Genomic DNA, 26686 nt, shown 5'->3' on the forward strand with positions numbered 1-26686 from the left:
ACCGGGCTCCGCCCTGTCTGATCGCCTTGCATCCGAATGCTCGAACGTGAGGCGCCGTGCGCCATCCGTAGACGCCGGCTGTCCGCATGCGTCTCGAACAGTCTGAACCAAAGGTCTTCCCCCGGCCTACGGGCTGATCGGATCAGGGCGCGAGACGCCCTCTCAGCCCTCACACGGGTAAGCGTGGTCCTCATGCCGGCGCCATTCCGGCACTGTCAGTGCGCGGCTTCGAAGGCCGCATGGATCTCTCTTGGAACCCGGCCTCGATCGTTCACTTCGTAGCCGTTCTCGCGGGCCCACGCACGGACCTCTTCGGCGCTCGGGCCGTCCGACGACGCCCTTCGCGTGCGCCCCGAACCCTTGACTCGTCCGGTCTTTCGGCCCTTTTCGATGAACGGACGGAGGGCCGCGTCTAGCTTGTCATAGTTTTCGGGTGTCAGGTCGATTTCGTACCAAACTCCATTGAGTGAGAACGTGTGCGTGGACACCTCGTCGGATTCCGCGCCGGTGAGGTCGTCTGTGTAGACAGTCACTACTTTCTGGGCCATGTGCGGATTGTACATCAATTCCCTGAAAAGTTCAGCCTCGTTTGCTTTGCCAGGTCGTGGAGGGTGTCCGCCCCTGCTTTCCCCTGGTGACATTCTCGATATCAACCTCCTTGGGTGCTGTGGCAAAAGGTGCTGTATTCCCCCAGAGATTCGAATCAACGGCGTCGCCTGCTGTCGCAGCCGTCGTGCCCGTCGGTCGTCGAGCCCCGCACGTTCCGCCAAAAAAGCGCTTGGGTGCGAGAGCCTTTCGACGCGGAAGACGCACTTCAACAGCCGGGAACGGAACGTCTGTGTGGTCCAGGAGTGAACGGGCCAGCCATCCACACGTGATTCCGGGGGGAACGGCAGGCCTCTCCTGGACCGCTGATGGGCGAGGTATCGCCAAATTGGGGCAATTCCGGCATGGTGCCGGTGAACACCCTCGCAGCCTGCGTCGGTCGCCGCGTGCACGAGCGCTTCGGTAAATGCCCTGGCCTTACGCAGCCACCACGTTCTCACCCGACGCCGGGCCTCCGGCTTGCTGCGTCACCGAGCGGCGGCAACCGCCGTGGTGTCACCCGGCTGCCGCTCTTGTTTCCTGGTGGACCGGTCTCTCCTGGTTGTTGCCGTCCTGGCAGGCCCGGAGACCTGCCGGACACATTCCTCGCAGACCGCGGCTGCGACCACGACGGGTGCCGCCGCCCGATCCAGCAGCGCGGAAGTCCCTCGGCGCGCACGCCCGCCTCCGCAGCCCGGCCGGGCAGAAGTCAGCCGAGCGGCGCTTCTCCTCGGCTAGCTGCGCCGGTAGAGGAGCGGGTAGTCCAGGAGCGCTTCTTAAGCCTTCGCAGTTGGGGACGCTGGTGATCAGATGGTCGCCGCCGGCTGGGTTGGAGCAGCGAAAGAGGGGCAACGCCCCGGGCACCTTGGCTGTGTGCATGTAGCCGACAATCAGCCTGCGTACGTGGGGTCCCGGGTCAGCGTCGAGTGCCGGCCCGCCCGGCACTCGTAGAGCATGGCGGTTCCGGGACGTGGGTCGCGCAACAGTTGCCAGGCCTGTTCGGGGATGAAGCCGGGCGGCAGGAGCCGGGACGAGGCTACGTGGCCCCGCTGGGGACTGTGGCCATGACGCAGCACCGTGTACGGAAGCTGCTGGAAGCCGCAGGACAGCCTGACGGGGGACTAGGCGATGATGCCGGGGGTTCCGAGGATGTTGCGGAATGGGTTGCACAGCCGGCGGGCATGGGCGGCTTCGCTGGAGTACGGCGGCAAGGAGTCGATGCCGCTCTCGGTGCGCCGTACGTGACGAGGGGGTAGTTATCGGCGGAGGAGTCCGGGCGGAGCAGGTGCGGCGGGTAGAGATGGTAAGCGACCCGCCACTGGCGGCTGCCCACGCGGGCAGCCAGTCCTTCCAGTACCGTCGGAAGCAGGCCCACCGATCACCGAACTCTTGCTACCCGCTCCCACACGGTGAACGTTTCATCCAGGGCTCCCAGTTGGCCCAGATCAGGTTCAGGTGCACCACGCCGGCGTTGCTCCCGGCTACCTCGGCTTTCGGAATCGTATCCGGGGCCAGACCCTTGATCCGGTAGTCCGAGAGCTTCGGGTACGGCAATGCGTGGACATCCTTTGAAATTGCCTCCGTTGCGTCCGGACTGAAATAAGTCGTCGTTGTTTGCACAGCCGACAGACCGTCGGCCGGACCGAGGCCCGTGGAGTGCATGGCTGTGCAGCATAACGCGAGAGAACCGACTGATAAGCACCGGCGTGCTCGCCGTCCCTGACTGCGCAATGATATCGGCGTGCGCTCTCGGGCGTGGGAGCCATGAGGTCTGTGGCGTTCCGGCACCCATCTCGCCGACTACGCAAGCGTTCAACGCGTTCACGCAGTGCGTGGCACGCGCGGTGCACGGTGGGGCGGTCGCTGAGGTCTACTGGTCGCAGATGCTGATTGACCAGGTATCGGGTTGGTCATGTGTCCGTCCGTGGCAGGGTTGTTCGGCCCTGGGGAGCTAGCGCCTGGCCGCGGGTGGTTGTGAAGACAGGGAAACTATGGGACGGCCTTCAGAGCGTGAGTGGTCGCGGGAGGGATCTTCCCGTGGAATTCATGAAGCGCCTCCACAGGGCCACAGGCAGCGTGGGCCATAGGCCACGGGCCATGGGCCGAGACGGCCCGAGGTGCGGTTTCCGGAGTTCCGGTGATCGCGAGGCGCTCGGTACCCGGCGATCGCGCAGCCGAGCATCGGTACCTGCGCCGAATGTGGACCACTGCTCGCCTTTGATGCGGGGATGCGCAAGGTGATCTTCACGGACCACGTGCCGGAGTGGCGTACCAGCGTCGCGGAGCGGGCTTGCAGCCGGGCGCCCTGCATCGGACTTCCGCTCAAAGGCGAGTAGTTGGTGACGGTCCAGGGAAGGTGGGAGTGTGTCCGGCAAAGCCAACACGCGCCTGGAGACATTGGTCCAGGCAGCGGGGCTGAGTCCTGCCCAGCTGGCGCGCGCGCTGCGCACACTGGCTGACGAGCAGGGCCTGTCCGTGTCCTGTGACTACACCACTGTTCGGCGGTGGCTGAAGGGTACTCAGCCCAGGCCACCAGCCCCCGCGCTGCTGCTGGAGTGTCTGGGGCGCCGCCTGGGCCAGCCGGTCACCGCGCAGGAAGCCGGCCTCACGCGCACCCAAGCCGTGGCGGTGGATCCGGCATGGGAGGCGGACCCATTGCGCAAACTGGCCCAGCTCACCGGCGCCGAGCTCGATCCCGCCCGTCAGTCCCTGTTGGGGGCCGAGGCTTTCAGCCTGGCCGCCGTGGCCATGCCCGAGCCGATCATGTCCTTTTCCGCGATGAGCCAGTCCGCGTCGGACAGGCCCGCCACTGGGTGTCCTGCGCCGATCGAAGCCGATCGTTGGCACGGCATGTCACACATGTTCCATGTAGCGGCCGAGAAATACGGCGGGGAGCCGGTAAGGGCCGCTCTGGCCGCATTCCTCGCACACCAGGTCGTCCCCGTCGTTCATTCCCTGCGGCGAGAGCCGAACCGCCGTAATGTGCTGTCCGAAGCCGCTCAGCTGACCCTGCTTCTGGGCAACATGAGCCTGGACAGCGGTCACGGTGGCGTCGCCCAGCACTACCACCGCACAGCTGCCCGCCTCGCCGCTGACGCCGGTGACCGCGCCACCCTCGCGATCGCCCTGCGAACCATGGCCGCGCACGCCCACGAACTGGGGCATCACTCGCCGGCCGTCCTGCACCTGAACGAACAGGCCGTGTTCCACGCCGGCGCAGCACCACCCGCGGTCCAGGCCTATGCGTACGCCAACTACGCGGTGCAGCTGGCCCACTACGACCGCCGCGCCGCCTTGGACGCCCTCGCCCGCGCCGAACGTCTGCATGCCCGCGCCGACGGGCCTGCGGGGCCGTTCACCGCCTACCCGGCCGGCGGCTTGTACTACCAACGCGCCGAAACACTCGGCATCCTCGACGACCACCATGGTTGCCTGAACGCCTTGAACACGTCCCTGCGCCTGCGCTCCGAGGCGGAATGCCGCGCTACGGCCCTCACCCGTGCCCGTCTCGCCGAAACCCACATGCGGGTCGGCCACCTGGAACAAGCCTTGACTCAGTGGCAATCCTTCCTTACTGCCTGTGCAGGTCTCGGCTCTGCCCGCGCCGTCCGTCACATGCGGACCATGAGACAGCAGCTCCGTCCGTACCAGCGTCACCCCGCCGTGCGTCGGCTCTTTTCCCAGGCAACCCTTCTCGAGTGAAGCCACATGGCGACGAGACCGTTTCCCGTCCGTGTCTGTCATCGGTCGGCGCTTTGAGCCGGGCATCGCCCACCACGACGCCGATGGTGCGTTCGATGTTCAGAGGCGGGGCTGGACGCGGCGTTCCTCGACCGTATGACGTGGCGGGCCGGCCCGGCGCTCCGCCCACTGCCGGACCAGGTGCCGCGGCGCGGAAGCCCTGCTCAGCCCCGGCGAGGCGTGCCGGCTTGCGGTGTGAGGGCTCACCCGCCGACACGGATGTGTTTCCCGGCTTCAGCAGGATCCAGCGGGGAACCCTGGGCCTTCAGACCCGGGAGGCAAGGCCAAGCGGGCAGGCCCCTGGTCTTCGTTGATCCCGCGTACACATCGCAGACGTGCGCCGACTGCGGCCACGTCGACAAGCGCAACCGTGTCGACCAGGGGCTTTTCATCTGCCGGGGGTGCGGGGCCGTTGCCCACGCCGACCGGAATGCTTCGCATAACATCGCCACCCGTGGCGAGATCGTGTGGCATGCGGGGCGTGAGTCACGCGTCCCTCCCACCCCATAGGGGTGTCTGGACGGAGGAGCCAACCCAGCAGCCAGTTGGGCGCTACCTCCAAACCCGGCCCTTTAGGACCGGGTCAAGTTGACGAAGCCGTGGGTCGAGGTGCCTCTGATGCTCCTGCGGACAACTGCTCTCAGGCCGGACAGACACCCCGCGCGTAGTCGACCGTCGCGGTCGCCTGCGAGTACTGCCATTCCGGGTTGAGGAGCTTCTCCTTGAGTTGGGCGGCGGCGGCTTGGCTTTCGACGATGTAGCCAAAGTCCTGTAGCCATGCCGGGTAGAGGTTCTTGGAACCGATGTAGAACGCCGAGTCGTCAACGGAGATCAGCTTGTGGTGCAGAGGGTAGGGGCGCCCGTCGGCCCAGTTCGGCTCCGCGGACTCACGGAACGAGGCCAGTTGAAGGTTGGCGCACATGGCGTGCCGGGCGGTGTCGGCGCTGCCGGTGATCACGGTGAGGCGGTCACGGAGAATGTCGCTGATCTCCGACAGTGACTTGATCTGGGAGTAACCCCCGCTGAGCCCACCGCGGTTGGCCGGGTCGCTGACGACAATGCGTACCTTCACACCTGCGGCGATCTTGGTTGCGAGGGCAGCGTAGAGACGCGAGTCGTAACGGGGCATCGGGGGACAGGTGGCATTGAGGTCCTGCTGGGAGATCTCAAGGTGGGTGCGGGCGCTGGCGACCAGCGATGTCAGGGCGGTCTCCTCCGGGTTGAGCGTGGCGTAGTCACGGTCGCTGTTGGTGTGGTCGCGCAGGCCCGGAGAGCAGCTGGTATCGGAGGCCGCAGGCGGATCGAGCGGCGTCGTCGGTGGATCAGCGTCTTGGATTCCAGCACCGAGGCCGCCGACGGCGATCACTGGAACAGTCCCCGCTGCCTCGGTCGGAGCGGGGTTCCCCTCCTTCTCAAGTGCCGGCATACAGGAGGCGTTCTTGGAAGACGCGAACCAGACCAGCAGGGGATTTGCCGAGTGATCGCAGGTCCAGGTCCACAGCGTGTCGAGGTAGTCGGCGGCGGAGCGGGCGGCGGGCCCTGCCAGCGCGAGATCGACGTCCACCACCGGATGTGCGGTGTCCGTGTAATAGGCCTTCCAGTCGTTGATACCACCCGTGATCACCGTGTCGGCGTCGACCACGAGAAGTTTCGAGTGGTTCCAGGAGACTGCCGTCTTCGATGTGGTCATCGACGCGATATTCAACGTAACGCTGTCGGCGGCGCTCCCGAGCTTGTTCACCAGATCGTTCCGGTACACCGCCGGTATCACGTTGGAGCGGTAGATCGGCGCGGCGCCCACAAGGAACCGAACGCGCAGCCTGTGTCCCTTCGCCACCGCTGCTTTGAGACCGGAGACGATTGCCTCCTCGAAGTCCCCGTCGGGGAACGGGGCGAGGGAGGAGATGTCGACAGTCCGGGTGGCCTTGGCGATACCGCTGGTCATCGCGGCGAGCAACTGCCGCGTACCGGCCCGGTCGCGGCACGAACTGTCACCCCAACAGCCGGGAGTCTGCAGGAGCCAGCTGTCCGTGCCGCCGGCTGACGCATCCATACGGTTGCCACTCGTACGCTGCCACACGGTGCCATCCAAGGATGGCGAGACGTGCCGGAGATCCCGCTCGACGGCGTCGAGGTGCGGTGTGGCTGAACTGGCGTGGGCGGCCGTGGAGTTCAGTGTTGAGAGCAGGCAGGCCAAGACGGTCCCGCACCGGGCCAGCGGGCGCGTGCGGCGTAACCGGGGGAGGTTCACTACGAGTTCCTTCACGAGCAAAACAGGCCGCCATCTGCGGTATCCGCGCTGATAGCGGCACAACGCAGCTAAACCTACCAGTCGGTAGTCAAGCTGCGGTCGTCCTCGACCGTGGTCGACGAGGCATGGATGACCGACCGGGCCGGGGGGCTCGCAGACGGACGCCCCTCCCCCCGAGGCACGCGATACGGGGACCAGACAATTGTCCGGTCCGCGTTCCCGCGAGCCGTATCCATGGGGCCGTCGAAGCACAGCACAGCCGTCATCGCGTAGCCCTGCCGGACAAGCGTCGATTCACCGCGCCATCCGGTGAGCCCCTGCGCCGGTGGAGCTCGCGGCGTGCGCGACTGCCGTGGCACCCATGGATACCGTTCGGTTGCACCGCAGATGCTCACGCCGCTTTCTCAGTGCCGCCGACGCCTGCGTTTCTCAAAGTGGCAGGCATCTGTCTACGGGCTTCGCAGGCGCGTTCATCGAGCGCCTGTGCCGCCTCTCGGTTAGGGTGGTGCTGCCCGCGAAGGGTTAAGCCCCCGGTGAGTTCGTGATCGCCGGGGGCTGCCGGGTTCATGGCGGACCTCGAATCAGGCCAGGTCGGGTGGATACCGTTCGGTTTAAATTGTTGTGTTCATCCCCGGTAATGGAAGGTGGCTTGGGCGAGCTCGGAACGGCTGCCCGCCGGGGCCACCTTGGCAAGGGGGTAACTCCACCCATGGGGCCGTTCGGCGCAGCGTGCCGCGCCGCGAGGACGTGTCGGCTGACCGGGTGGTGTGTGCTGTCTGACGCTGGTCGTTCAGGCCTCCGTCCGGGCAGCGGCCCTCAGTGTTGTCGTTTCGGGGTGGCCGAGGCCGGTCGCAGGGTTGCGGAGCCCCCGACGAGTCGGTGCGTGGCCGCGGGTGCGGCAGCGTTGCTGGTGGCTGCGCTGATCCATCTGTGGCGCCGCTTCCCGCCCGCTGTCCTCGCCCTGCTGTTCGGCGTCGACCGGTCCTCCATCACCCGGCATCGGCCAGTCTCATCAGGCGCGAGCCGGGCTGGTCGGGGTCCGCGCATCACCGTCGAACACGGCATCGCCCGCCAACACGGGAAGCAGCTCAACGGCTGGACGCATCGCCGCGCAACCCTGCCCGGCACCCACCGCGCTCTCGCCGACACGGTCTGCGACCGCACTGTGACCATGTGAACCACAGCCCTGAACAGGCCACCACGCTTCATCTGTCACGCACCCACCCGTCAGACCTCCTCGGCTTGAGTGCCGCAAGTCGTCTGTGGCGTGTTGGTTCCAAGCCACCTCACACACCACCGCTGCTGCTTCGGGTTCTCTGACGCGGCGTGCCTGGAAGCCTGCTGCAACTTGGGCCAGGTGGAGCGGTTCCGTCTCCAAGAGGCTGAAGATCTCGTCAGCTCTCCCGCCTTGCTCAGCTTGTCTCTCCAGTGGCCGCCGCCTCCAGAACGCGGTTGCCAGGGCTGCGCCTACCCCTATGGCGGCGAGCGGCAACTGAACGGCCACGAGGATAAGTTGAATAACTGACGAGCTCACGGCCGGATGTTAGTGACTCCCCCAACAATCTTCAAATCACAACTATTTATATGATTTCCATTGGTCGGAGAATAGTAATCCGCCGCGTGTTTCGAAAGCGGCTGGGTGCGGTCGGAGAAGCGGAGGGAAAGCGGCGAGTTGGGAAAGTGGCTCTATTGGTACCTGCCGAAACCAGACGCTCGTCACCGCGACGGCCGCCGGAGGAACCCTGCATGCCCCATGCCCCTCGAGCAGGGCAGTGAAGGCCAGGGCAGTGCGTCGGCGAAGGACGGGCTCTCGCGGCACTTCACGCATCCGCCGCGGCGGAGCTTCGTGGCGCCGTGCCGGCTTTCGGTGTTCGCGGCACGCCATGCCCGGCCCTCTGCCCTGCGTTTCACAGGCCACGGCAGTGTGGCGCAGAGGGGCCGTTCCTCCGTCTTCATCAGCAGGCGGGACGGTCTCTCGCCGTGCCAGTTCCCTGCGGATGGACCGTGGGTCCGGTTTGATTGCCGTAACGTCTTTGCGGCATCGGTCGTTCTTCTCACGAGGTTCCATACAGGCCGGCTGAGCATCCGGTCTGGGAGTCTTCGGCTGTTGACTCAATGGTCAGGTCTTCCCCGGAGTCGCAGTCGGTGTCACACACGGCCCGCACCCTGCTTTTCTCGGGGCTGGTGCGGGCCGTCGGCGCTTCCTACCCGGCCACCAGCAGCGTCCGCGTGGCCAGCGACAGCCGCCACTCCAGCATCCAGCTGCCGTGTTGCCGTAGCGCTTTCAGTAGCTGGCCGAACGGATCAGTCAGCGGCCGGAGCGGACTGCGCGGTGTCGGGCCTGGTCCGGCCCCTGGGGCCCGTCTGTAGGCTGGATCTGCAGACGTCGCCCGGCAGGCCCATGAAGTGATCCTTCCGTCTGAGCGGAACAGGCTCCCTGCACCAACCAGGAAGCGGTAGTTGTCGTCACTCCTTGCTGACCGGACATCGGGCCTTGCCCCAAGGCCCATCGTCCGTTCGTCGTCGAGGACCCGCTTTCGCCGTACAGGCTTCGCCTGGGTGAGCGGAGCGACGGTGGGTACCGGAAACCCCGGCCAGTGGAATCAGCCGCGCTCCCGACTCCCGCAGTCACCAGCACATCACCGGCAGGCCGCACGTCCTGCGGCCACACGACCGTTCGGGGTTGAGGGACATCCATGTCAGATCGTGCGCTAAGCCCCAGCGGCCTCCGATGATGCTTTGGCCTGGGATGATCGTACGGTGGGGCCTTCGCGAGTCGATGGTGTCGATCTCCGGAGGACCTGGTGGCGGTCGAGTTCCTGTCTCATCGACAGGCAGCCCGGTATGCGGCGGTCAACGGCGTGCCGTCACGTACGTTGGACTTCGGCATGGAACCAGCCGAGGCCGGAGTTCAGGTTTCCGAGCGAGTCGAGGAACACGTCCGCGGTCGCCCGGACGGTCAACGCCTTACCGGTCGGCAGCTGCGCGACGGTGGGACCGTCACTGCTGGCTCGCTCGGAGAAATGGGAACACGCCCGTCATGTGTTGGGCCCGCCGCGGAGATGAGGGCGACGGGCCCAACGGTTCCAGCGGCGCTGCGCGTTTCGTGCCGCCGGAGGTCAGAGGTCAGGGACAGCGCGGCTTCTCGCCCAGGCCTTCGCCGGTCCGGTGCCTCTTAACCTGTTTATAAGAGTGAATCCATCGCCCAGTATGACGGGCGCATCCTCAGGCCGGGCGGGCAGGCACGTGCCCACGGCGGCAGTCAGGAGCGCCGTCCCGGGGAAAGTGGCCGACGATGGACCCGACAGGCAGTGCCGGGACAAGCCGTAGTCGTTCGATGCCGACGCCACTTGCACGGGACTCTTGGCCCGGTACTTCGAGCCCACGGACAAGGACGCCGGATGCGATGGCGTGCCGCGTTGTCGTAAGCAGCTGGCAGTGCAGGGCAAGTCAAGGGGCCGTCTTCGCTCGCTCTGCTTATCGTCCTGCTACTGGTCGTGGTCGGCCGTCGTGCGCCGACGGTCCTGGGTGCCGCCCCGCGGCTCGCCACCCTCGGCCGCGGCCACGAGCTGACCGGCGAGGGCGATCCCGAGCGAGCCGCGCCGAGATCTGGGCCCTGCCTGACGGCCGCAACCTCCGAGATCATCAGCCTGACCGTCCAGAGGCCACGATTGCCAGAACCGCTCCGTGAGTGCTGAGTGAACCACCTGGCGGCCAAAACGGCCGGCTCCGCGCAGTCAGGCGTCTGCGGAAACCGGACCTCGCCCGGCCAGGTGCAGCTGCCAGAAGGGCCACAGCTCGCCGCGCGGAAGCGGCCCGTATTGGGGGCCGAGCCGTCAGCGCAACCGGGTTCGCCGATTCGCACAGCACGTCAAGTCCGCGTCCGACGCGACGTTCCTCGGAAGCCGCGTCCAGGGCACTCACCGCATGGTCTCCTACCGGCAGTCCTGCAAGGCGACCCGGCTCACCTTTGGCCTTGGCGCACCGGTGCCAGTCGTGGAGTTGAAGTGTGCGGCGGGCGTGAGTCGCCGACTTCAGCACGGGGCCCCGTGGTGAATGCGGGACGACTGAGCTCGTCGCGTGACACCGCTGTCCCTCACCAGCCGATGACCGGGCGTCCCGGGGCCCTCGCAGGCGGCGGTCCTCGCCGTAACACGGGTCCCTGGTCAGGAAGGTGAGGTTGGCGCGCCTTACGTCCTCACCTGACTCACCATTGTTTTCACAAACGCACAATGTTGCCAGGGGTGTTCCTTATTGCACATTCTGGCCAACTGCCGATAGTTGCCCCTTCATGATTTTGTATTGCAGGCCCGGGGCGCCGACGACGCACGGAGTTGGTGACGCGTGGTGGGAGTACGGCACCAAAGTCGTACTCATCGGGCTGCTCCCCGCGGCGGGGTCGCATGTGGATGTGAGTCGGTCCTGCCGGTCGCCGAACTGCCCAAGGGCTGTGCTCTGTCTGAAAGGCCACAAAGATGTCTGATCTCAGAACGATTCCGGGGGATGGCGGCGAACAGGCGTGGTGGAATCCACAGCAGCCGTCGCGTATGCGGGCGGCGCGTTATGCCCAGGCTGGAGCGGGCACCGCAGTGCGTTTGCCTGATCGCCGCTGGCCTGATCATGTCATCGGGCGTGCTCCGTTGTGGGCGTCGGTGGACCTGCGGGATGGAAACCAGGCGTTGCCCAGCCCGATGGACCCCACACGTAAAACGGCCATGTTCGATCTTCTCGTGCGGTTGGGGTTCAAGGAGATCGAAGTCGGCTACCCCGCGGCCAGCGAGGCGGACTTCTCGTTCGTGCGAGATCTGGTCACGCAGGACTGGATCCCGGACGACGTGACCATCTCGGTGTTCACACCAGCGCGACCAGATCTGATCGAACGCACCTTCGAGTCCATCAAGGGTGCGGAGCGCGCGATGGTGCACTTGTGCATGGCAACCGCGTGCCTGTGGCGAACGGTGGTGTTCTCCATGACCCCTGACGAACTGCGGGAGTTCACCGTTCAAGGAGCGGAGCACGTAGCGCGCCTCGCTGACACGATGCCGGGGGCGCAGCTGCGCTTCGAGTACTCTCCCGAAACCTTCAACGTCACCGAGCCGGAATACGCGCTGGAGGTCTGCGACGCGGTGACGTCGGTGTGGGACGCGTCCCCCGACCGTCCGGTGACTTTGAACCTACCCACAACGGTGGAGACGGACTCGCCCAATGTCTTCGCTGACCAAGTCGAGTGGATGCACCGGCACCTGGACCGCCGCGAGTCGCTCATCCTGTCGGTGCATCCGCACAACGACCGGGGCACGGCGGTGGCTTCGGCGGAACTGGCCGTGATGGCCGGCGCGGACCGGATCGAGGGCACGTTGTTCGGCAATGGCGAGCGCACAGGGAATGTGTGCCTGGCGACACTGGCACTGAACCTGTTCAGCCGCGGCGTTGACCCCCAGCTGGACTTCTCGGACATCGACACGATCCGCCGCACGGTCGAGCGGTGCGTCCAGATGCCTGTCCACGCACGCCACCCGTATGCCGGTGACCTCGTCTACACCGCTTTCTCCGGCACCCATCAGGATGCCATCGCCAAAGGCCTCAACGCCTTGGAGGAAGAGGCCCAGCGCGCTGCCCGAGCGGTGGCAGAACTGCCGTGGCAGGTGCCCTACCTGCCCATCGACCCCAAGGACGTCGGCCGCACGTACGAGTCCGTGATCCGCGTCAACAGCCAGTCGGGCAAAGGAGGCGTCGCACACATCCTGAAAACCCACTACGGTCTGGACCTGCCGCGCGCCCTGCGCGTGGAGTTCGCACGCCGTGTTCAGGAGATCACCGATGAGACCGGCGCCGAACTCCACTCGCGCCGCCTCTGGGAAATCCTGACCGACACCTACCTCAGGCCGCATCGAGGGCTCGAACTGAAGGAACTCCGCGAACAACGGTACGACGAGAGCACCCTGGTACACACGACGCTGGCAGCGCCCTGCGACGGGGACACTCAGGAAGAGTCCCTCACCGGGAGCGGCACGAGCACTGCCGAAGCCATTCTCGACGCCCTCGCCCGAGGTGGACACTCCACCCAGCTCCACGACCTCAGCCGGCACCCCATCGACGGCCGCCACGCCCCGAGCACCGCAGCCTATGCCCATCTCACCACCCATGGCGTCACCGCCCACGGCATCGGCATCCACACCGACCCCGCCACGGCTACCGCGACAGCCCTCGTCAACGCCGTCAACCGAGCCTGGACCCGCAGCGGCCGCACAGGGGGCGACATGTGGCACACCGAGGCAGAGGCGGCAGCGCGATGACGACCCACTCGGCTCCTCGGGCGCTCGACCGCGGAACGCACCCCGCAGTCCCGCAATCCGTGGCCACGTATGTGGTGCATGCGCTGGTCCGTGCCGGCGTCACCCATGTCTTCGGCGTGCCCGGTGGTCCGCTCATGCCCCTGTACGAAGCGTTGGAGGATTGCCCGGGCATTGAGCCGGTGCTGGCAAAGCACGAGGAGGGAGCGGCCTTCATGGCTCTGGGATACGCCCAGGTCACTGGCCGGCTCGCAGTCGTGTGCGGCACGGTCGGGCCCGGGGCCCTGCACGCCCTGACCGGTGTGGCCAGCGCGACCGCTGACGGCGTGCCCGTGCTCGCGCTGACCGCGCAGGTGGATACCTCGTGCTTCGGGCGGGGCGGGCTCCAGGACAGCAGCGGGGGCAGCTGGAGCGTGGACACCGTCGAGATCTTCCGGTCCGCGACGAAGCTGTCGGCGCTGGCTGCGAGCCCTGCGCAAGTGCCGAGGCTCCTGGCGCTCGCCATGCGTACGGCATACGTGGGACGACCGGGAGGCGTGCACGTGAGCCTGCCCGCCGATGTGCTGGCCGGGCGCATCAAGGCAGACACACCGCCTGAGATTCGCCGACCCACCGCCGTTCCCCCTGATCCGTCGGCCATCGCTGAACTGGCGGGCGCCGTCCAGGCCGCCCGTCACGGGGTCGTTCTGGCGGGCCAGGGCGCCAAGCTTTCCGGAGCCGGCCCTGAACTGGTCAGGTTCGCCGAAGCGCTGTCCTGGCCGGTGGCCACCACGCTCAAGGGCAAGAGCGTCTTCCCCGAAGACCACCCGCTGTCCGCCGGTGTCTTCGGCTTCGGCGGGACGGCCCGGGCCCACGAGACGCTGCTCGCCGCCGACGTGGACACACTGTTCGTGGTGGGCAGCGCACTGGGGGAGTTCGCCACGAACGGCTGGGAGCCTCGCCTGGTGCACGGGCGCCGTCTGCTTCGCATCGACATCGATCCGCTGCGCGCAGGCGCGGGTTTCGAGGCGGACCTGCACGTCTCCGGCGATGCGGCTACCGTGCTGGACGCCTTGTCGGACGCACTCCATGCCCCACAGGCGTCAACGGCTACCCGCGACCCCCTGCCCGCACCGGCAGTGATCCTGCACGATCACCGTCCCTTGCGCGCCTCCGCCGTCATGGCCCTCATGAGCCGGCTGTTGCCCAGGGAGGCCATCGTGTTCGCCGACAACGGCAACTGCCTGAGCTGGCTGGGACAGAACTTCGTGAGCCGCACTCCAGGCGCCATTCATGTCTCGCTCAACGTCGCTTCCATGGGCAGCAGCGCGGGATCCGCCATCGGAGGACAGATCGCCGCGGGGGGCCGTCCCGTAGTGGCCTTGACCGGCGACGCTGCTTTCGCCATGGCCGGTATGGAGATGCACACCGCTGCCGAACTGGGGCTTCCGGTGACATGGGTGGTCCTGAACAATGCGGGCAACGCCATGGTCCACAACATCCAGCAGGGGCTGTTCGGACGCTCCGTCAGCTCCATGTACCACACCCCGTTGGATGTCGCCGCGATCGCACGAGCTCTGGGAGCGCAAGGCGTCGTCGCCCGCTCGCTGGCGCAGTTCCAAGAAGCCCTGCTCAACGCCCTGGCCTCGCCCGGCCCCACCGCGATCGACGCACGGGTCGACCCCGACGAGGTCCCTTGGGCCCTGGCCGGGAGGATCACCACGCTACGCAACGCGTTCGACGGTACGTCGCGCAGCTCCAACGGCACGAAAGGCGCCCCCCGATGACCGACGCTCCGGGGACACCCACCGGTACCCCGGCCGGCATCCTGGGCTGCGGATACTCCCTGCCGTCGGCCACACGCCACAACGACGACCCCGTCTTCAGCCGACTCCGCAGTGACCCGGCGGACGCAAACGCGTTCGATACCCTCGCCTTCTTCACCGGCTCTCGTGAGCGGCGTTGGCTGTCGGACGGAGAATGCATCGAAAACCACATGGCCGACGCCGCTCGTACCGCCCTTGCGCAGGCCGGCATCGGTCCGGAAGCGGTGGACCGGCTCTACGGCTACGCAGCTGTGCCCGAGCACGCCACGCCCAACTCCCTCTACGAGGTCCATCGCATGCTGGCCCTGCCGGACCGCACCCTCGTAGTCCCGGTCAACAGCGAATTCTCCAACTTCCTGGCCGGCCTCGTGCTTGCCACGGAGAGCGTCGTGGCGGGCGGTGCCCGGTACGTGCTGATCGTGTGCGGATCGAACTGGACCCGGCATGTCGACTACACGAAGGGCCACGCGTACGCCGTCGGTGACGCAGCAGCTGCGGCGGTCGTCGGCCCCTCCGGCCCACTGCGGGTGGTCGATCACACTACCCGGACACACAGTGACCAGTACCTGAGCATGACCATGGCCGTACGACCGGTGGACGTCGATGGCCGCGCGCACCTGCCTGTGGACGCACGGGGACTACCCATGCCCGTATACAGCATGGACTCCGCCGGCAGTGAGGTCTACCAGACCTTTCTCCAAGACGGGTTGCCCGACCTGGTGAACGGGCTGCTGGCCCGCAACGGCGTCCCCAGCCACCAGGTCTCCCTCATCACGCATCAAGGATCCCGCCGTCTCCTCGACCACTGGGCCGAGCGGATCAAGCCAGGCAGCTATCTGGAATCGCTTGAGGAGCTGGGCAACATGACGCTCGCCACCTATCCCGTCAACCTCGCCCGCCATTTCACATCGATCTCCACTCCATATGTGGTGTTGGCGGCGGTGGGGACGGGATGCCATCTCACCGCAATCCTCCTGGAGAACATCCCGGGAAAAAGCCGGGGTTGAAGCGTATCCACACGTCGACCAAGCGCACACGCGACGGTGAAGGCGCTTGCCCGGCGCTACGACGTCGCGTCCAAGTCCAGCTGCAGAATACGCGGTCGGCCCGCCCGTGAAGTCGGTGACCTCCCTGACCAGTTCGACGGCGAGGCCACCGATACCGAGGCACAATAGCGGGAGCGCGAGATCGAGCAAATCGCAGGCCGGCCGTCACAGGGCAGCGTCGGCGCTCCGGGGACGCTACCTTAGGTAACAGGCTGACACCGACTCGGGAGGCATTGGCCCTGGATGCAAGCCGACGGATCCTCAATCAAGATCGAGGTCAAGGAGATCGTCCCTCGGCAAGGCCGATCCACTCGTGGAACTGTGAATCCTTAACATAGGCTTTCTGGCAGGTGTAGGGGATTCACATATGGCGCAGCGCGGCCGATACGGTAAGACTAGGCGCGCAGATCAGGAAACAGAATTCCCCAGGACCCATTTCCCGGCCGAGGGGGCGCACGGAGCTTGTGTGCGCTGACCGGGCGTCATTCGGTAGGAATCGAGAATTGAGAACCGTATTGACAGGTCGTCCGCTGCCGTGCGCGCTCCTTGACGTGCAGGCTGGGCGTGTACGGGAGCACAGCCCCACCAGCGCTATCGAGTCCGGAGCGGCGCCCAGCGCGAGTGGAATTCCTGAAGGCTACGGTAGAGCCATGCCCCCCTGCTTGCTCTCGTAGTGCGGATGGGGCATCCGTGCAGGTCGACAAGCAGCAGACGCCAAAGGCCCATTCTGGCGCGCCCGGCGCGTTGACAATCGATTCAATCTGTAATTCAGGTCGATTTCGATAGCTGTTTTCAGCTGACGTCGACGATCCGAATTGGAAGCTTGAGTCGTGCGCGCCCTCCTTCTGTCAACACGCCGATCCGACCAAGACCGAGCAAAACCCGCTCACACAACAACAGTATGACGCGAGTGCGACAACGGAAAAGGACGAAGATGACCAGCCAGAGGAAGCGGTACGGCCGGCACCGCTTGGCGAAGCAGGCCAGCAAGAAAAGCCGTTACGCCATGAACAACAGCGTCCTCCCCGCGATGGTCGCCACCCTCGCCGTAACCGGCGGCATACAGATAGCAGACGCCACCGCCAGCGCTGCCATGCCGCGTCCCATCGGCGGAAAAACCACGGTCAAGAAATCCGATGGCCGTATCTATTACGACCTTACCGGCCTCAATCCCCACACGCAACAAGTCTTCAGGCAGGCTATCAAAACCTGGAACGACAAACTTGTAGGAGAAGAGCATAGGTTCCTCGGGGTCTGGGACGATCTCTCCCCTGCAGAAAGGCAGAAGTTAGGAGGACAGGCGCAAATAAAGGGCGTATATCACGATTGGACGCGCGGCAGCGTGCGCAATGGCACATTGGGCATGGCAGGCCCTGATGTGTATCTGATGCAGCTCGACGCAGCCTCATTCAATGATCAGGCAATCCAGAACTACTGGAACACTCATTACGGTCCGCGTTTTGGCTATTACCCCATGATCAAAGGGCTGGACGCTCGTAGTGGCCAGCCCAGCTGGCGCATGGTGACCAGTTTTGATGAATGGAGGAAAGATATATGGCAGGGGAATCTGAATACGGTCCTCCATGAAATGGGCCACACCTTGGGGTTGCATCATCCACAGCGGCCGGTGCGTCCCGGCGAAGTGATGCGTACGGGTGACGAGAATTTCCCTCAGGTCGACCTGGGAGGCGCTAACTGGCCGGATCCGGTTGAACCGGACCCTGGCGAGGTGAGTTTCGTAAAGAATCTCTACAGTCGGGAAATAAAGAACATAGACGAGCGGGATCGGCTTCAGCATGAGCAGGATCCGCAGCATGAGCAGGACAAGCCAAAGCCCTCCGGCGCCAGCCGTCGACCGGACGACCCGGGCCTACCGCGTCCGACTGTCGACTGGAAGCAGGGCTGGGACCCGGCGGCCCAATCGTGGGTGCCGTATGCGGAATGGAATGCCAAGTACGGCTCAAAGCCATACCTTAGCGCTGACGGGGCATACGGCTATGACCCGAGTACCCGCAAGTGGGAGCTGCGCAATATATGGGACAAGAAGCTCATGTCGCCCACCGACCGGCCGTCGGGGCAGAAACCTGATTCCCCGGACTTGCCGCGTCCGACTGTCGACTGGAAGCAGGGCTGGGACCCGGCGGCCCAATCGTGGGTGCCGTATGCGGAATGGAACGCCAAGTACGGTTCAAAGCCATTCCTTAGCGCTGACGGGTGGTATGTCCACGAACCGAAGACAGGGTGGGTGCGGAGCAGTAAATGGAATGAGAATGCCGCGCAGGCGGCAGAACGCCAGGCACCCAAGGAAGCGGAGCCGGTGTCCCAGGACCTGAAGCAGGCCGAAGGTGAAAAGAAGGATCAACCCGCGGATCACCGGCTTGAGCAGGAGCAGTTGAAACCTGAGGATCTGCAGCATCAGGCTGAGCAGCGTTCTGGGTTGGATCGTCAGGCTGAGCAGCGTTCTGGGTTGGATCGTCAGGCTGAGCAGCGTCCTGGGCTGGACCGTCAGGCTGAGCAGCGTTCAGAGCTGGATCGTCGGGAGGAGCAGCGTTCAGAGTCGCAGCGTCAGGCTGAGCAGCGTTCTGGGTTGGATCGTCGGGAGGAGCAGCGTTCAGAGCTGGATCGTCGGGAGGAGCAGCGTTCAGAGTCGCAGCGTCAGGCTGAGCAGCGTTCTGGGTTGGATCGTCAGGCTGAGCAACGTTCAGAGCTGGACCGTCGGGAGGAGCAGCGTTCAGAGCTGGACCGTCGGGAGGAGCAGCGTTCAGAGCCGCAGCGACAGGATGAGCACCGGGAGGTGTAGTCGCCCGGCGTTATGGGATGAGGCTCGGGAACGGGCACGGCACCATCTTGCAGGGGCTACCCGTTTCCGCCCGAGGTGATCGGTCACGCTGTGTGGCTGTCTGGTCGGCAAGGATGGCGTCCCAGTGGGCAGTCTCCTTGCCGACCCGCTCACACACGGGTGCCTGCTTGGTCCAGCTCGTAGTAAACACCGCCAGGCAGGCGCCAGCCTCACCACTGCGCCCGAAGAGGCACAGGAAACCCCTGCCGCTGCGTCGTATCGCGCAGGCGTCCCGGGCTGTTGCCCCGCCCTGGCTCCCACAACTGCCTCTCGCGCGGCTCTCCCTCGCTCAGAGCCTGTAGGTCGGCGGCCTCGAGCCCGGAGCGGTTCTCGGTGGATGTCTCCCACAACAGAGCAGGCGTGCAAGCGCGATCTGCCTGCACCGGTTCGGAAGCCGTCAGACACACCCCCCGAGCCACGAACGACGGCACAGTCACCCGAACCCGGGTCCAAGGACCGGCTTCGCGGATCTCGCACCCGCAGCCGCGAGCCAGGGGTTCAGATCCTGGGGACGCCCGGATTCCGTCTCCGCTGGGCTCCAAGTCCTCGTCGCTGTACTCCCTCTTCGTGGGCTCCATGGCACATCCCGCGGTGATCGCGGCTTCTCGTACGCCGCGATCGGTACGACCCTGCTTTCACCACGGTGCGGGTCGCACAGCTCCAGCGCCCAGTTCGGGTGGGGAACTTTAGGGCGGGGGTGAGTGGACGTGCAGGTTGTAGACGACGTGACGGCCCGTGCGAACATCGGGATTGGGGTTCCATCGTGGTGACATAAACCAAAGGGCATAGTGATCGACATGCAGCTTCGGTACAGCTTCCGCGTGTACCCGAGCACCGGTCAGCGCATGGTATTGGCGAGGGCGTTCGGGTGTGCTCGGGTTGTCTTCAACGACGCCCTCCGGGCCCGTGAGACCGCCCGAGCCGCCGGGCTGCCGTTCATCCCGTCCGGAGAGTTGTCCAAGCAGCTCACTGCCTCGAAGAAGACCCCCGAGCGGGCATGGCTCGCCGAGGTGTCGTCGGTGGTGTTGCAGCAGTCCCTCCGGGATCTCGACGCCGCGTACAAGAACTTCTTCGACGGCCTCAAGGGCAAGCGTCCCAAGATGGGGCCGCCACGGTTCAAGTCCCGCAAGGACAACCGGCAGTCGGTTCGGTTCACCGCCAACGCCGGATGGAAGATCACCACCGGTGGGAAGCTCCGGCTCCCCAAGGTCGGCGAGCTGGCCGTGAGGTGGTCCCGTTCCCTGCCGTCGGTTCCGTCTACGGTGACCGTGGTCAAGGACAGCGCGGGCCGGTACTTTGCCTCGTTCGTGGTTGAGACAGAGCCCGAGACATTGTCGGAGACGGACGCAGTGGTTGGCATCGACCTGGGCCTGACCCACTTCGCGATCCTGTCCGACGGAACGAAGATAGACAGCCCCCGCTTCCTGTGCCGGGCCGAGAAGAAGCTGAAGAAGGCGCAGCAGGATCTCAGCCGGAAGGCCAAGGGGTCGAAGAACCGGGCGAAGGCCCGGATCAAGGTTGCCCGCGCCCACGCACGGACCGCCGATGCGCGGCGTGAGTTCCACCACCAGCTCTCCACGAAGATCATCCGCGAGAATCAAGCGGTTGCAGTGGAAGACCTGGCGGTCAAGGGACTCGCCCGCACCCGCATGGCCAAGTCCATGCACGACGCCGGATGGTCAGCGTTCACCACAATGCTGGAATACAAGGCCACCCGGTACGGCCGGACCTTTCACCGCATCGGACGCTTCGAGCCCACGTCTCAGGTGTGCTCGCAGTGCGGCGTCAAGGACGGCCCCAAGCCCCTGCACATCCGAGAGTGGACATGCGGGGCGTGCGGGACTGCCCTTGACCGGGACATCAACGCGGCGGTCAACGTCGCCAAGGCGGCCGGACTGGTCGTTACAGCCTGCGGAGCGCGGGTAAGACCGGGACTCGTCCCGGCACGGCGCGAAGAAACAGGAACCCACCCGAAGGCGAGCTGGGGATCGGGCAGCCAGGCGGGGATCTCCGCCCTTTAGGGCGGAGAGGATGTCAAAGCGGCCTGAACGCCACGGTGCTCTGGATACGCGCGCACGCGCAGTCCTCACCGACGATCCGGACGTCCGCATCGCGCCGGATGTACACCCTGTGCTGCTCTTGCCCCAAGAGAGGCGAGTTGCTCCACAAAACAGTCCTCGTGGCTGCGCAGGCCCTGCAAAACGGCGGCGAGAGGAAGAAGCCCATAACGCGGCTTTCACACAGGACGCCATGCATGCGTCACGCTTCGCTGGACCCGTCTGGCGCTTTGCCCCGGTGCCGCGAGACGAAGCGCCAGACGGGGCACGGACGATGCTGGGGGCACGGGCACAGCCGTCGCCGACAGCGGAAGCCGAACAGGTCCGGAGAGCCCTGTGTTTGACCGCTGGGCGGACGACCGCGGCCGCACGGTCCGGTTGCTCACGAAGGTCATTGGCTTCCGTTGTCCAAGCTGCGGCAGGTCCTCGTGGGCGGGCAGGCGTACGCGCCCCGGCCCCGCGCCGGCCACGGAGACCAGGTCCCGCCAGTTCCCGCGGGACTGGACCATGACGCGCCTGGTGCCTCACACAGATCACGTCGACTCTTGGTACTGCTGATATCGGCGGCGTCAGCACGACATTGAGCCTCAGGGCTGACGCCAGCGCGGTCCCTCTCGTCCAGCGGTTTTCCAACCGCCGCTCGTAGGCGCCCATCCACTTGGCCCTGATGGAGCGTCATCCCCTGTCTTCCACGGCAGCCCTCGCAGCTGACCCGGGGAGTGCCTCCTACGTGGCCTCCCGAATGGCTGAGCAGCACGGTCCCCGTCCGGGATGCACGGCGGACTTGTCTCGGGTCTGCTGCATTCGGGTGTCGTACCGGGGGGCGCTCATCATACTGCCGTCATATTGCATTGCCGTATTTATCTACTTCATACAGGCACTTCATAGACGCGTGCCCGAACGCCAGCCGTATGAGAGGGATTTCATGGATAGGCAGTATCGCCGGCAGCGAACTGACAGATTGTCATTAGTATTATCTTCAGCGTTATCCGTGACGCTCGTGGTGACCGGGCTTGCTGCGGTGGTGGCACCGGCGGCGGCTGATACAGGAGACGGAACCGCGCTCGTCCGCGTGGTGCAGGAGGTCAACGCCAATGGCACATGGGACCAGGCACTGGAGCCGGGCATCGCCGGAGTGACGGTGACACTGACCGACGCCGCCGGGCACTCGGTCACCGGGACCACGCAGGCGGACGGTACGGTGCAACTCTCGCCGGGCACCACCCTGACCGGGGGCAAGTATCGCATTGAGGTGAAGAATCCCAAGCCGGGCGCGCTGTTCCCGGGGTTCGCTTCCCCCAAGGACGATCTGAGCAACCCCACCGCGCTTTCGTCCAATGTGGAGTTCGTCAACCTGTCGGGTGGCAGCAATGTCGAGATGACGACCTCGTTCTGGAGACCGGAAGACTACTGCCAGAAGAACGCCACCCTGGTCACGGCCTGCCAGAACCCCACGATTCCGACTCCGGCGCCGGATTCCAACCGTACGCTGACGGCGTTGCCGTACAACGCGCGCGGTAGCTACAACCAGCTCACCGACCTGGCGAACAATGGCGACGTCGGAACGGTGTGGGGTATCGGCTACAACAAGGTGACGAAACAGCTCTTCTCCGGTGCGTATGCCAAGCGGGGCACGAAGTACGGTCCTGGCGGCCCGGGCGCGATCTACCAGACCGACCCGGCCACCAAGCAGACTCACTTGTTCGCCACCGTCCCGGACCCCGGCACCACCGCACACAATCCGGGCGCTCTGATGGATGAGGCGTTCGGTCCGGCGGTGGGCAAGGAATCGCTGGGTGACGTCGACGTCTCCGAGGACGGCAAGGATCTGTACGTCGTCAATCTGCACGACCGTAAGCTGTACCGCTATGACGCCACCCAGTCCACCGCGGCCGCGCCGAAGGCGTCGTATGCCATCCCGGATCCAGGTTGTGCATCAACGGACGACTGGCGCCCCTTCGGCCTGGGCCACAAGGACGGCACGGAGTACGTCGGTGGCGTCTGCTCGGCAGAGTCCACCGGCAGCAAGGCCGATATGCGCGCGGTCGTGCAGACCTTCGCCCCGGCCACCGGCAGCTTCACTGGCAAAGTCCTGGACCAGCCGCTGAACTTCCCCCGCGGCGGGGTCGGCTCCACCAGCCCCTACCTCTGCACGGGTCACAGCTGGTATCCGTGGACCAATGGGCGGCCACTGACCCAGGACGGCAAGGGCTGTGTCTTTCCGGCCGAGAACCCGACCGGACAGGTCCAGAACCCGGAGCCGGAGCTCAGCAACATCAAGTTCGAGACCAACGGTGATATGGTCCTCGGCTTCGGTGACCGATTCCCCGACGTCTTCGGCGACGGTCTGCCCGCAACCCCCAACTACCCCGCGACAAACGTATTCCCGGGCGGTGACATCAACCGGGCCTGCCCCGGCGCGGGCGGCATGTTCGTCCTGGACGGCAACGGCGGCTGCACCAACAACGCCACCCCCGCCAACGACGGCGGAGAAGGCACGGACGTCAAGGAGTTCTACCCCGGCGATTTCGCCTTCCAGGGCATCCACCAGGAGATCAGTTCCGGTGGTGTGGCCATCGACAAGGCGGAGTCGACCCTCGCCTTCAGCGGGGTCGACCCCATCCGAGTGACGGGCGACGGCGTGGTGTGGGTGGACCGCACCGCAGGCACCCGGAACGACCAGACGGACGGCGACCTCCTGAGTACTGTCTTCGGTAAAGCGCGAGGTATCGGTGACCTCGAGGTGCTGTGTGACCAGGCACCCATGCAGATCGGCAACCGGGTCTGGTACGACAAGAACAACAACGGCATCCAGGACCCGGACGAGCAGGGTGTGCCGGGCGCCACGGTGAACCTGTACGACGCCGCCGGCAAGAAGATCGGTACGACCATCACCAACGCGCGTGGTGAGTACTACTTCGACGCCAGCCTGGTCAAGAACGTCAACCCGGCCGACTGGGTGCCCGGGCGCACGTACACGGTGAAGATGGACAACCCCACCGACTACGCCAGTGGCCCGCTGGCCGGATGGAACCCGACGAGCGCCAACCAGGGCAGCGACCCGCAGCTCGACTCCGACGGAGTCATGTCATCGGGCAGCCAGTACCCAAGCACCACGGTGACTTTGGGCGGTCCCGGACAGGACGACCACAGCAAGGACTTCGGCTTCGGCCAAGCGGCAGACCTCTACGTGATCAAAGTCGCCGGCCCCTCCTCTGAAGTCGCCGAAGGCGGCCAGGTCGACTACGACCTCATCGTCACCAACAATGGGCCCTCACCGTCATCGGGCTGGACCCTCACCGACCCGCTGCCGACCGGTCTCATGAACCCCACAACCACCAGCGATGGCTGCACCATCGCGGGCGGCACCCTCACCTGCCACGGTGGCCCGCTCGCCGTCGGCGCAAGTCACATCGTCAAGGTCCGTGGCGTCGCGGGCCGTACCGACGGCAACTGCGTCAAGCTGGACAACACCGTCACCGTCAGGGGTAACGAACCCGACCCCGACATGAACAACAACACCGACAACGCCGTCACCACGGTCAACTGCATCCCCATGATCGACCCGGCTATCGGCAGCGCAGCCGCCGCAGCCGCCCTCGGTCTCGCCGGTCTCCTCTTCCAGCGTCGCCGACGCACCGCCGGCAAGGCGATGTAAATCGCTCTCACGCCCTCTCTCGAGGGTGAGGATGCTGGTCAGTAGGCCTTCGTAACGAGACGAGGCTCCTGGTCGAGGCGCTGGTGCTCTTGCGCACCGCGCTTCGGCCGAGGAGCCTCGTCTGCCTTTCGCATCCTGAGTGCTCGACGGCTGCTCGAGTCCGTGGAGCATGTCTCCTGCGTGCCGAAGCCCGAAGGCGTGAACGGACATATGAGGAATCGCTCGTTCAGCCTGTCTGCTCGTCGTGCGGGGAAAAGAAAATCCGGTCAATGGCCCGGCCCGGGCGATGCGCCGCAGACGGGGACAGAGTGACGCGGTGCGGGAGCCTTCGAGGGAGTGTCCCCACCTCAGCTCATCGTCCGGTGTGCAGCCGGCAGATCGCACTCTGGGCATCCGCAGGCGAGCCAGGCAGGGGACGAGGCGCGGTGCGTACGCCCGCCCAGAGGTAGCTGCGCCCTACTGACCAGCACTTTCGTCCTCAAGAGAGCGGATGAAAGAGGTTCACTGGCCGACGACGACGTCCGTGAAACGTCGACTTCGCAAGATGCCTGTGCATGTAGCTGAGGCCGGGCCGTCTCGTCCCCCATACAGGTGGTGTGATCGTCATATAAGAGTCACCGTAAGCCTCTTATTCACGGACCGCCATTCCAGAAGGAAGGTCTCCCCGAGGAGCGATACGTGAGAAAACAGATATCGGCGTGCAGGCACAGGCCTTACAGCCGCGAGCAGCACCGCGGAATCCGTCGCTTCCCAGGGGACTCGCAGGCCGCGGTAGCAGCCAACTTCACCAGCCGGCACCGGGTCGCTGAATCGTCACCCTCTTCTGATCCCGGATCGGGATTCCAGGTCTTCCGGATCCGACATGACCACTGCGCCGGTTGGCTACGACCAGGAGAGGGGGCCACCAGACGTGTGCTCGTCCGGATGATGCCGGCCTGCCGGCTCGGACAACTCGACATCCCATGGTTGGCACTTCTTGAGCATACTGCCGATTCTCCCCAAGAAAAGGAGAGCAATGATGTTACGTCACCGTTGCTATAGACATGCCTCTCGCTATTTCAAGCTACTCGCCGTGTCTGTGGCCGCCGCGTTGGTGGGAGTTCTGCCCGCTGCGGGCACCTCGTTCGCGTCCGAACCGCCTTCCCCGTCCAAGAAAGTCGCCGATGTCCGGGACTGCGGTGCCGTGGGCGATGGCACGACAGATGACACCGGCGCCTTCAAATGCGCCATCGCACAGTCGACTGCCTGGAAGATCCCGGTCTACGTCCCATGGGGAAGATACAGGATTACCGACACCCTCACGCTGACACAGCAGCTGATGTCCGGGCATATTGGTGGTACCTACACTTCCGACTATCCGACGCTTCCCACGATCGTGGCGACGGATCCTTCTCACAGCGCGATCCGTCTCCGGGACGGCGGTGCGGTGAGCGGTCTGAACTTCGACTACCCGCAGGACGAGTCCTCCGCTACTCCCACGCAGTACGCCACGACCATCCTCCTCGATGGGGTGGGTACCCGCGTGAGCAACGTGAGAATCTCGCACGCCTGGAAGGGGATTGAGTCGGTCGGTGCGAACACGGGCCGCGCAGTGATCCAGGATGTGTTCATCTCGTCAGTCGCCAAGCTGGGCATGCGTCTCGACACCGGGTACGACACTACGACGATCTCCAACGTGGAAGTCTGGACTCCGCCGAGTTCTTACAAGGGTGCTTTCCTGAACAGCGGCGTCGGTATCGAACTGGACCACCTCGATGCGTACCACATGAGCGGCGGCTTGGTCTTCGGCGCGCAGACCGGTGTGCTCCTCCAAGGAAGTGCCAGTGGCTTGGCCTGGGGGACCATCGACGGTCTCACCACCGACTTCTGCGTGACCGGCGTGAAGGTCGCAGACAATGCCCACCTCACCCTCACGAACACAACTCACCGAAGCCACGTCCATGCTCTCGAGATCGACGGAACAAACAGCACGGTAAACGTGTCGGGCAGTCAATTCCGCTCCAACGCCGCAGCGGCGCTCTACGTCCATGGCGGTTACATCGTGACGGTCACCAGCTCAGAGATCGAGGCGGCGAACCCGGCGCTGGAAATTGACGGTGGCGGCAAGGTGACCATCACGGGGAACGACATTTCGGGAGTCACAGCCGGTGCGAAGATCGACCCGTACAACGGCGTGATCCTGTTCTCGAACAATCTGGTGGTGGCGAACACTCACGACGGTGCTCTCATCAACCATGCAAGCAACCCATTCACCCGCGTCGACGGCAACATCATCTATCCCTGACCGGTGCCAGAGAGTGAGGCCCTGATGCCGTGTCCGGGCGAACGCCAGTGCGCTCACCCGGACACGGCACCACCTTGCGGGCTTTTGGAAAAAACCGATGAGCGGTCCCGGGGCGCTGGGTTTGTGG

General features: G+C 65.4%; 13 protein-coding genes and 1 pseudogene. 10 read left to right on the forward strand and 4 right to left on the reverse strand.

From position 1 onward, the window contains the following. Nucleotides 1–215 precede the first annotated feature (215 nt). A complete protein-coding gene (locus ACZ7HQ_RS40205) occupies nt 216–548 on the reverse strand; it encodes a histone-like nucleoid-structuring protein Lsr2 (protein ID WP_471001075.1) in 333 nt (110 codons plus the stop codon). Between the two features lie 1429 nt (nt 549–1977). Continuing rightward, on the reverse strand, nt 1978–2247 hold the full coding sequence (locus ACZ7HQ_RS40210) for a hypothetical protein (RefSeq protein ID WP_471001078.1): 270 nt from the start codon (nt 2245–2247) through the stop codon (nt 1978–1980). Between the two features lie 702 nt (nt 2248–2949). Between ACZ7HQ_RS40210 and ACZ7HQ_RS40215 the strand changes: the two genes are divergently transcribed. Both ACZ7HQ_RS40215 and ACZ7HQ_RS40220 read left to right on the forward strand, forming a co-directional pair. Further along, nucleotides 2950–4287 carry a hypothetical protein gene (locus ACZ7HQ_RS40215; RefSeq protein WP_471001081.1) on the forward strand — a complete coding sequence of 446 codons (1338 nt, stop codon included), beginning with the start codon at nt 2950–2952 and terminating at the stop codon, nt 4285–4287. 258 nt (nt 4288–4545) lie between these two features. Then, on the forward strand, nt 4546–4836 hold the full coding sequence (locus tag ACZ7HQ_RS40220) for a zinc ribbon domain-containing protein (RefSeq protein ID WP_471001111.1): 291 nt from the start codon (nt 4546–4548) through the stop codon (nt 4834–4836). Nucleotides 4837–4966: 130 nt separating this feature from the next. On the opposite strand, the gene ACZ7HQ_RS40225 is transcribed toward ACZ7HQ_RS40220, so the two are convergent. Continuing rightward, nucleotides 4967–6271, reverse strand: coding sequence for a phospholipase D-like domain-containing protein (locus ACZ7HQ_RS40225; protein WP_471001084.1), 1305 nt, complete (start codon nt 6269–6271; stop codon nt 4967–4969). 1189 nt (nt 6272–7460) lie between these two features. Between ACZ7HQ_RS40225 and ACZ7HQ_RS40230 the strand changes: the two genes are divergently transcribed. The 5 genes from ACZ7HQ_RS40230 (at nt 7461) to ACZ7HQ_RS40250 (ending at nt 18521) form a co-directional block, all read left to right on the forward strand. Further along, nucleotides 7461–7754 (forward strand): hypothetical protein, encoded by a 294-nt coding sequence (locus tag ACZ7HQ_RS40230; protein WP_471001087.1) that lies wholly within the window; start codon nt 7461–7463, stop codon nt 7752–7754. A gap of 3298 nt (nt 7755–11052) precedes the next feature. Beyond that, nucleotides 11053–12873 (forward strand): 2-isopropylmalate synthase, encoded by a 1821-nt coding sequence (locus tag ACZ7HQ_RS40235; protein ID WP_471001090.1) that lies wholly within the window; start codon nt 11053–11055, stop codon nt 12871–12873. A 59-nt stretch (nt 12874–12932) separates the two neighbouring features. Then, a complete protein-coding gene (locus ACZ7HQ_RS40240) occupies nt 12933–14636 on the forward strand; it encodes a thiamine pyrophosphate-binding protein (RefSeq protein WP_471001094.1) in 1704 nt (567 codons plus the stop codon). Further along, a complete protein-coding gene (locus ACZ7HQ_RS40245) occupies nt 14633–15682 on the forward strand; it encodes a 3-oxoacyl-[acyl-carrier-protein] synthase III C-terminal domain-containing protein (protein ID WP_471001096.1) in 1050 nt (349 codons plus the stop codon). Before ACZ7HQ_RS40240 ends, ACZ7HQ_RS40245 begins: the two co-directional genes overlap by 4 nt. A gap of 973 nt (nt 15683–16655) precedes the next feature. Continuing rightward, nucleotides 16656–18521, forward strand: coding sequence for a zinc metalloprotease (locus tag ACZ7HQ_RS40250; protein ID WP_471001099.1), 1866 nt, complete (start codon nt 16656–16658; stop codon nt 18519–18521). A gap of 740 nt (nt 18522–19261) precedes the next feature. Here ACZ7HQ_RS40250 and ACZ7HQ_RS40255 read toward each other — a convergent pair. Next, nucleotides 19262–19333, reverse strand: a pseudogene (locus ACZ7HQ_RS40255) (IS200/IS605 family transposase); the annotation flags it as partial. Between the two features lie 24 nt (nt 19334–19357). Here ACZ7HQ_RS40255 and ACZ7HQ_RS40260 point away from each other — a divergent pair. From ACZ7HQ_RS40260 to ACZ7HQ_RS40270, 3 genes are all read left to right on the forward strand, one after another. Further along, entirely contained in the window at nt 19358–20581 is a 1224-nt protein-coding gene (locus ACZ7HQ_RS40260) for an RNA-guided endonuclease InsQ/TnpB family protein (RefSeq protein WP_471001066.1), read from the forward strand. 1027 nt (nt 20582–21608) lie between these two features. After that, the gene (locus ACZ7HQ_RS40265) at nt 21609–24275 is read left to right on the forward strand and encodes an SdrD B-like domain-containing protein (RefSeq protein ID WP_471001102.1); all 2667 of its coding nucleotides are present in this window, start codon (nt 21609–21611) and stop codon (nt 24273–24275) included. A 1072-nt stretch (nt 24276–25347) separates the two neighbouring features. Continuing rightward, nucleotides 25348–26559, forward strand: a complete 1212-nt coding sequence (locus ACZ7HQ_RS40270; protein ID WP_471001105.1) for a right-handed parallel beta-helix repeat-containing protein — start codon at nt 25348–25350, stop codon at nt 26557–26559. Nucleotides 26560–26686: the final 127 nt, after the last annotated feature.

It is taken from the genome of Streptomyces sp. NPDC037290 (assembly GCF_055603245.1).

Excerpts from the sequence above, each read along its gene's own strand:
- ACZ7HQ_RS40205 (WP_471001075.1), bottom strand. The coding sequence starts at position 548 with ATGGCCCAGAAAGTAGTGACTGTCTACACAGACGACCTCACCGGCGCG.
- ACZ7HQ_RS40210 (WP_471001078.1), bottom strand. The coding sequence starts at position 2,247 with ATGCACTCCACGGGCCTCGGTCCGGCCGACGGTCTGTCGGCTGTGCAA.
- ACZ7HQ_RS40220 (WP_471001111.1), top strand. The coding sequence starts at position 4,546 with ATGTGTTTCCCGGCTTCAGCAGGATCCAGCGGGGAACCCTGGGCCTTC.
- ACZ7HQ_RS40225 (WP_471001084.1), bottom strand. The coding sequence starts at position 6,271 with ATGACCAGCGGTATCGCCAAGGCCACCCGGACTGTCGACATCTCCTCC.
- ACZ7HQ_RS40235 (WP_471001090.1), top strand. The coding sequence starts at position 11,053 with ATGTCTGATCTCAGAACGATTCCGGGGGATGGCGGCGAACAGGCGTGG.
- ACZ7HQ_RS40245 (WP_471001096.1), top strand. The coding sequence starts at position 14,633 with ATGACCGACGCTCCGGGGACACCCACCGGTACCCCGGCCGGCATCCTG.
- ACZ7HQ_RS40250 (WP_471001099.1), top strand. The coding sequence starts at position 16,656 with ATGACCAGCCAGAGGAAGCGGTACGGCCGGCACCGCTTGGCGAAGCAG.
- ACZ7HQ_RS40260 (WP_471001066.1), top strand. The coding sequence starts at position 19,358 with ATGCAGCTTCGGTACAGCTTCCGCGTGTACCCGAGCACCGGTCAGCGC.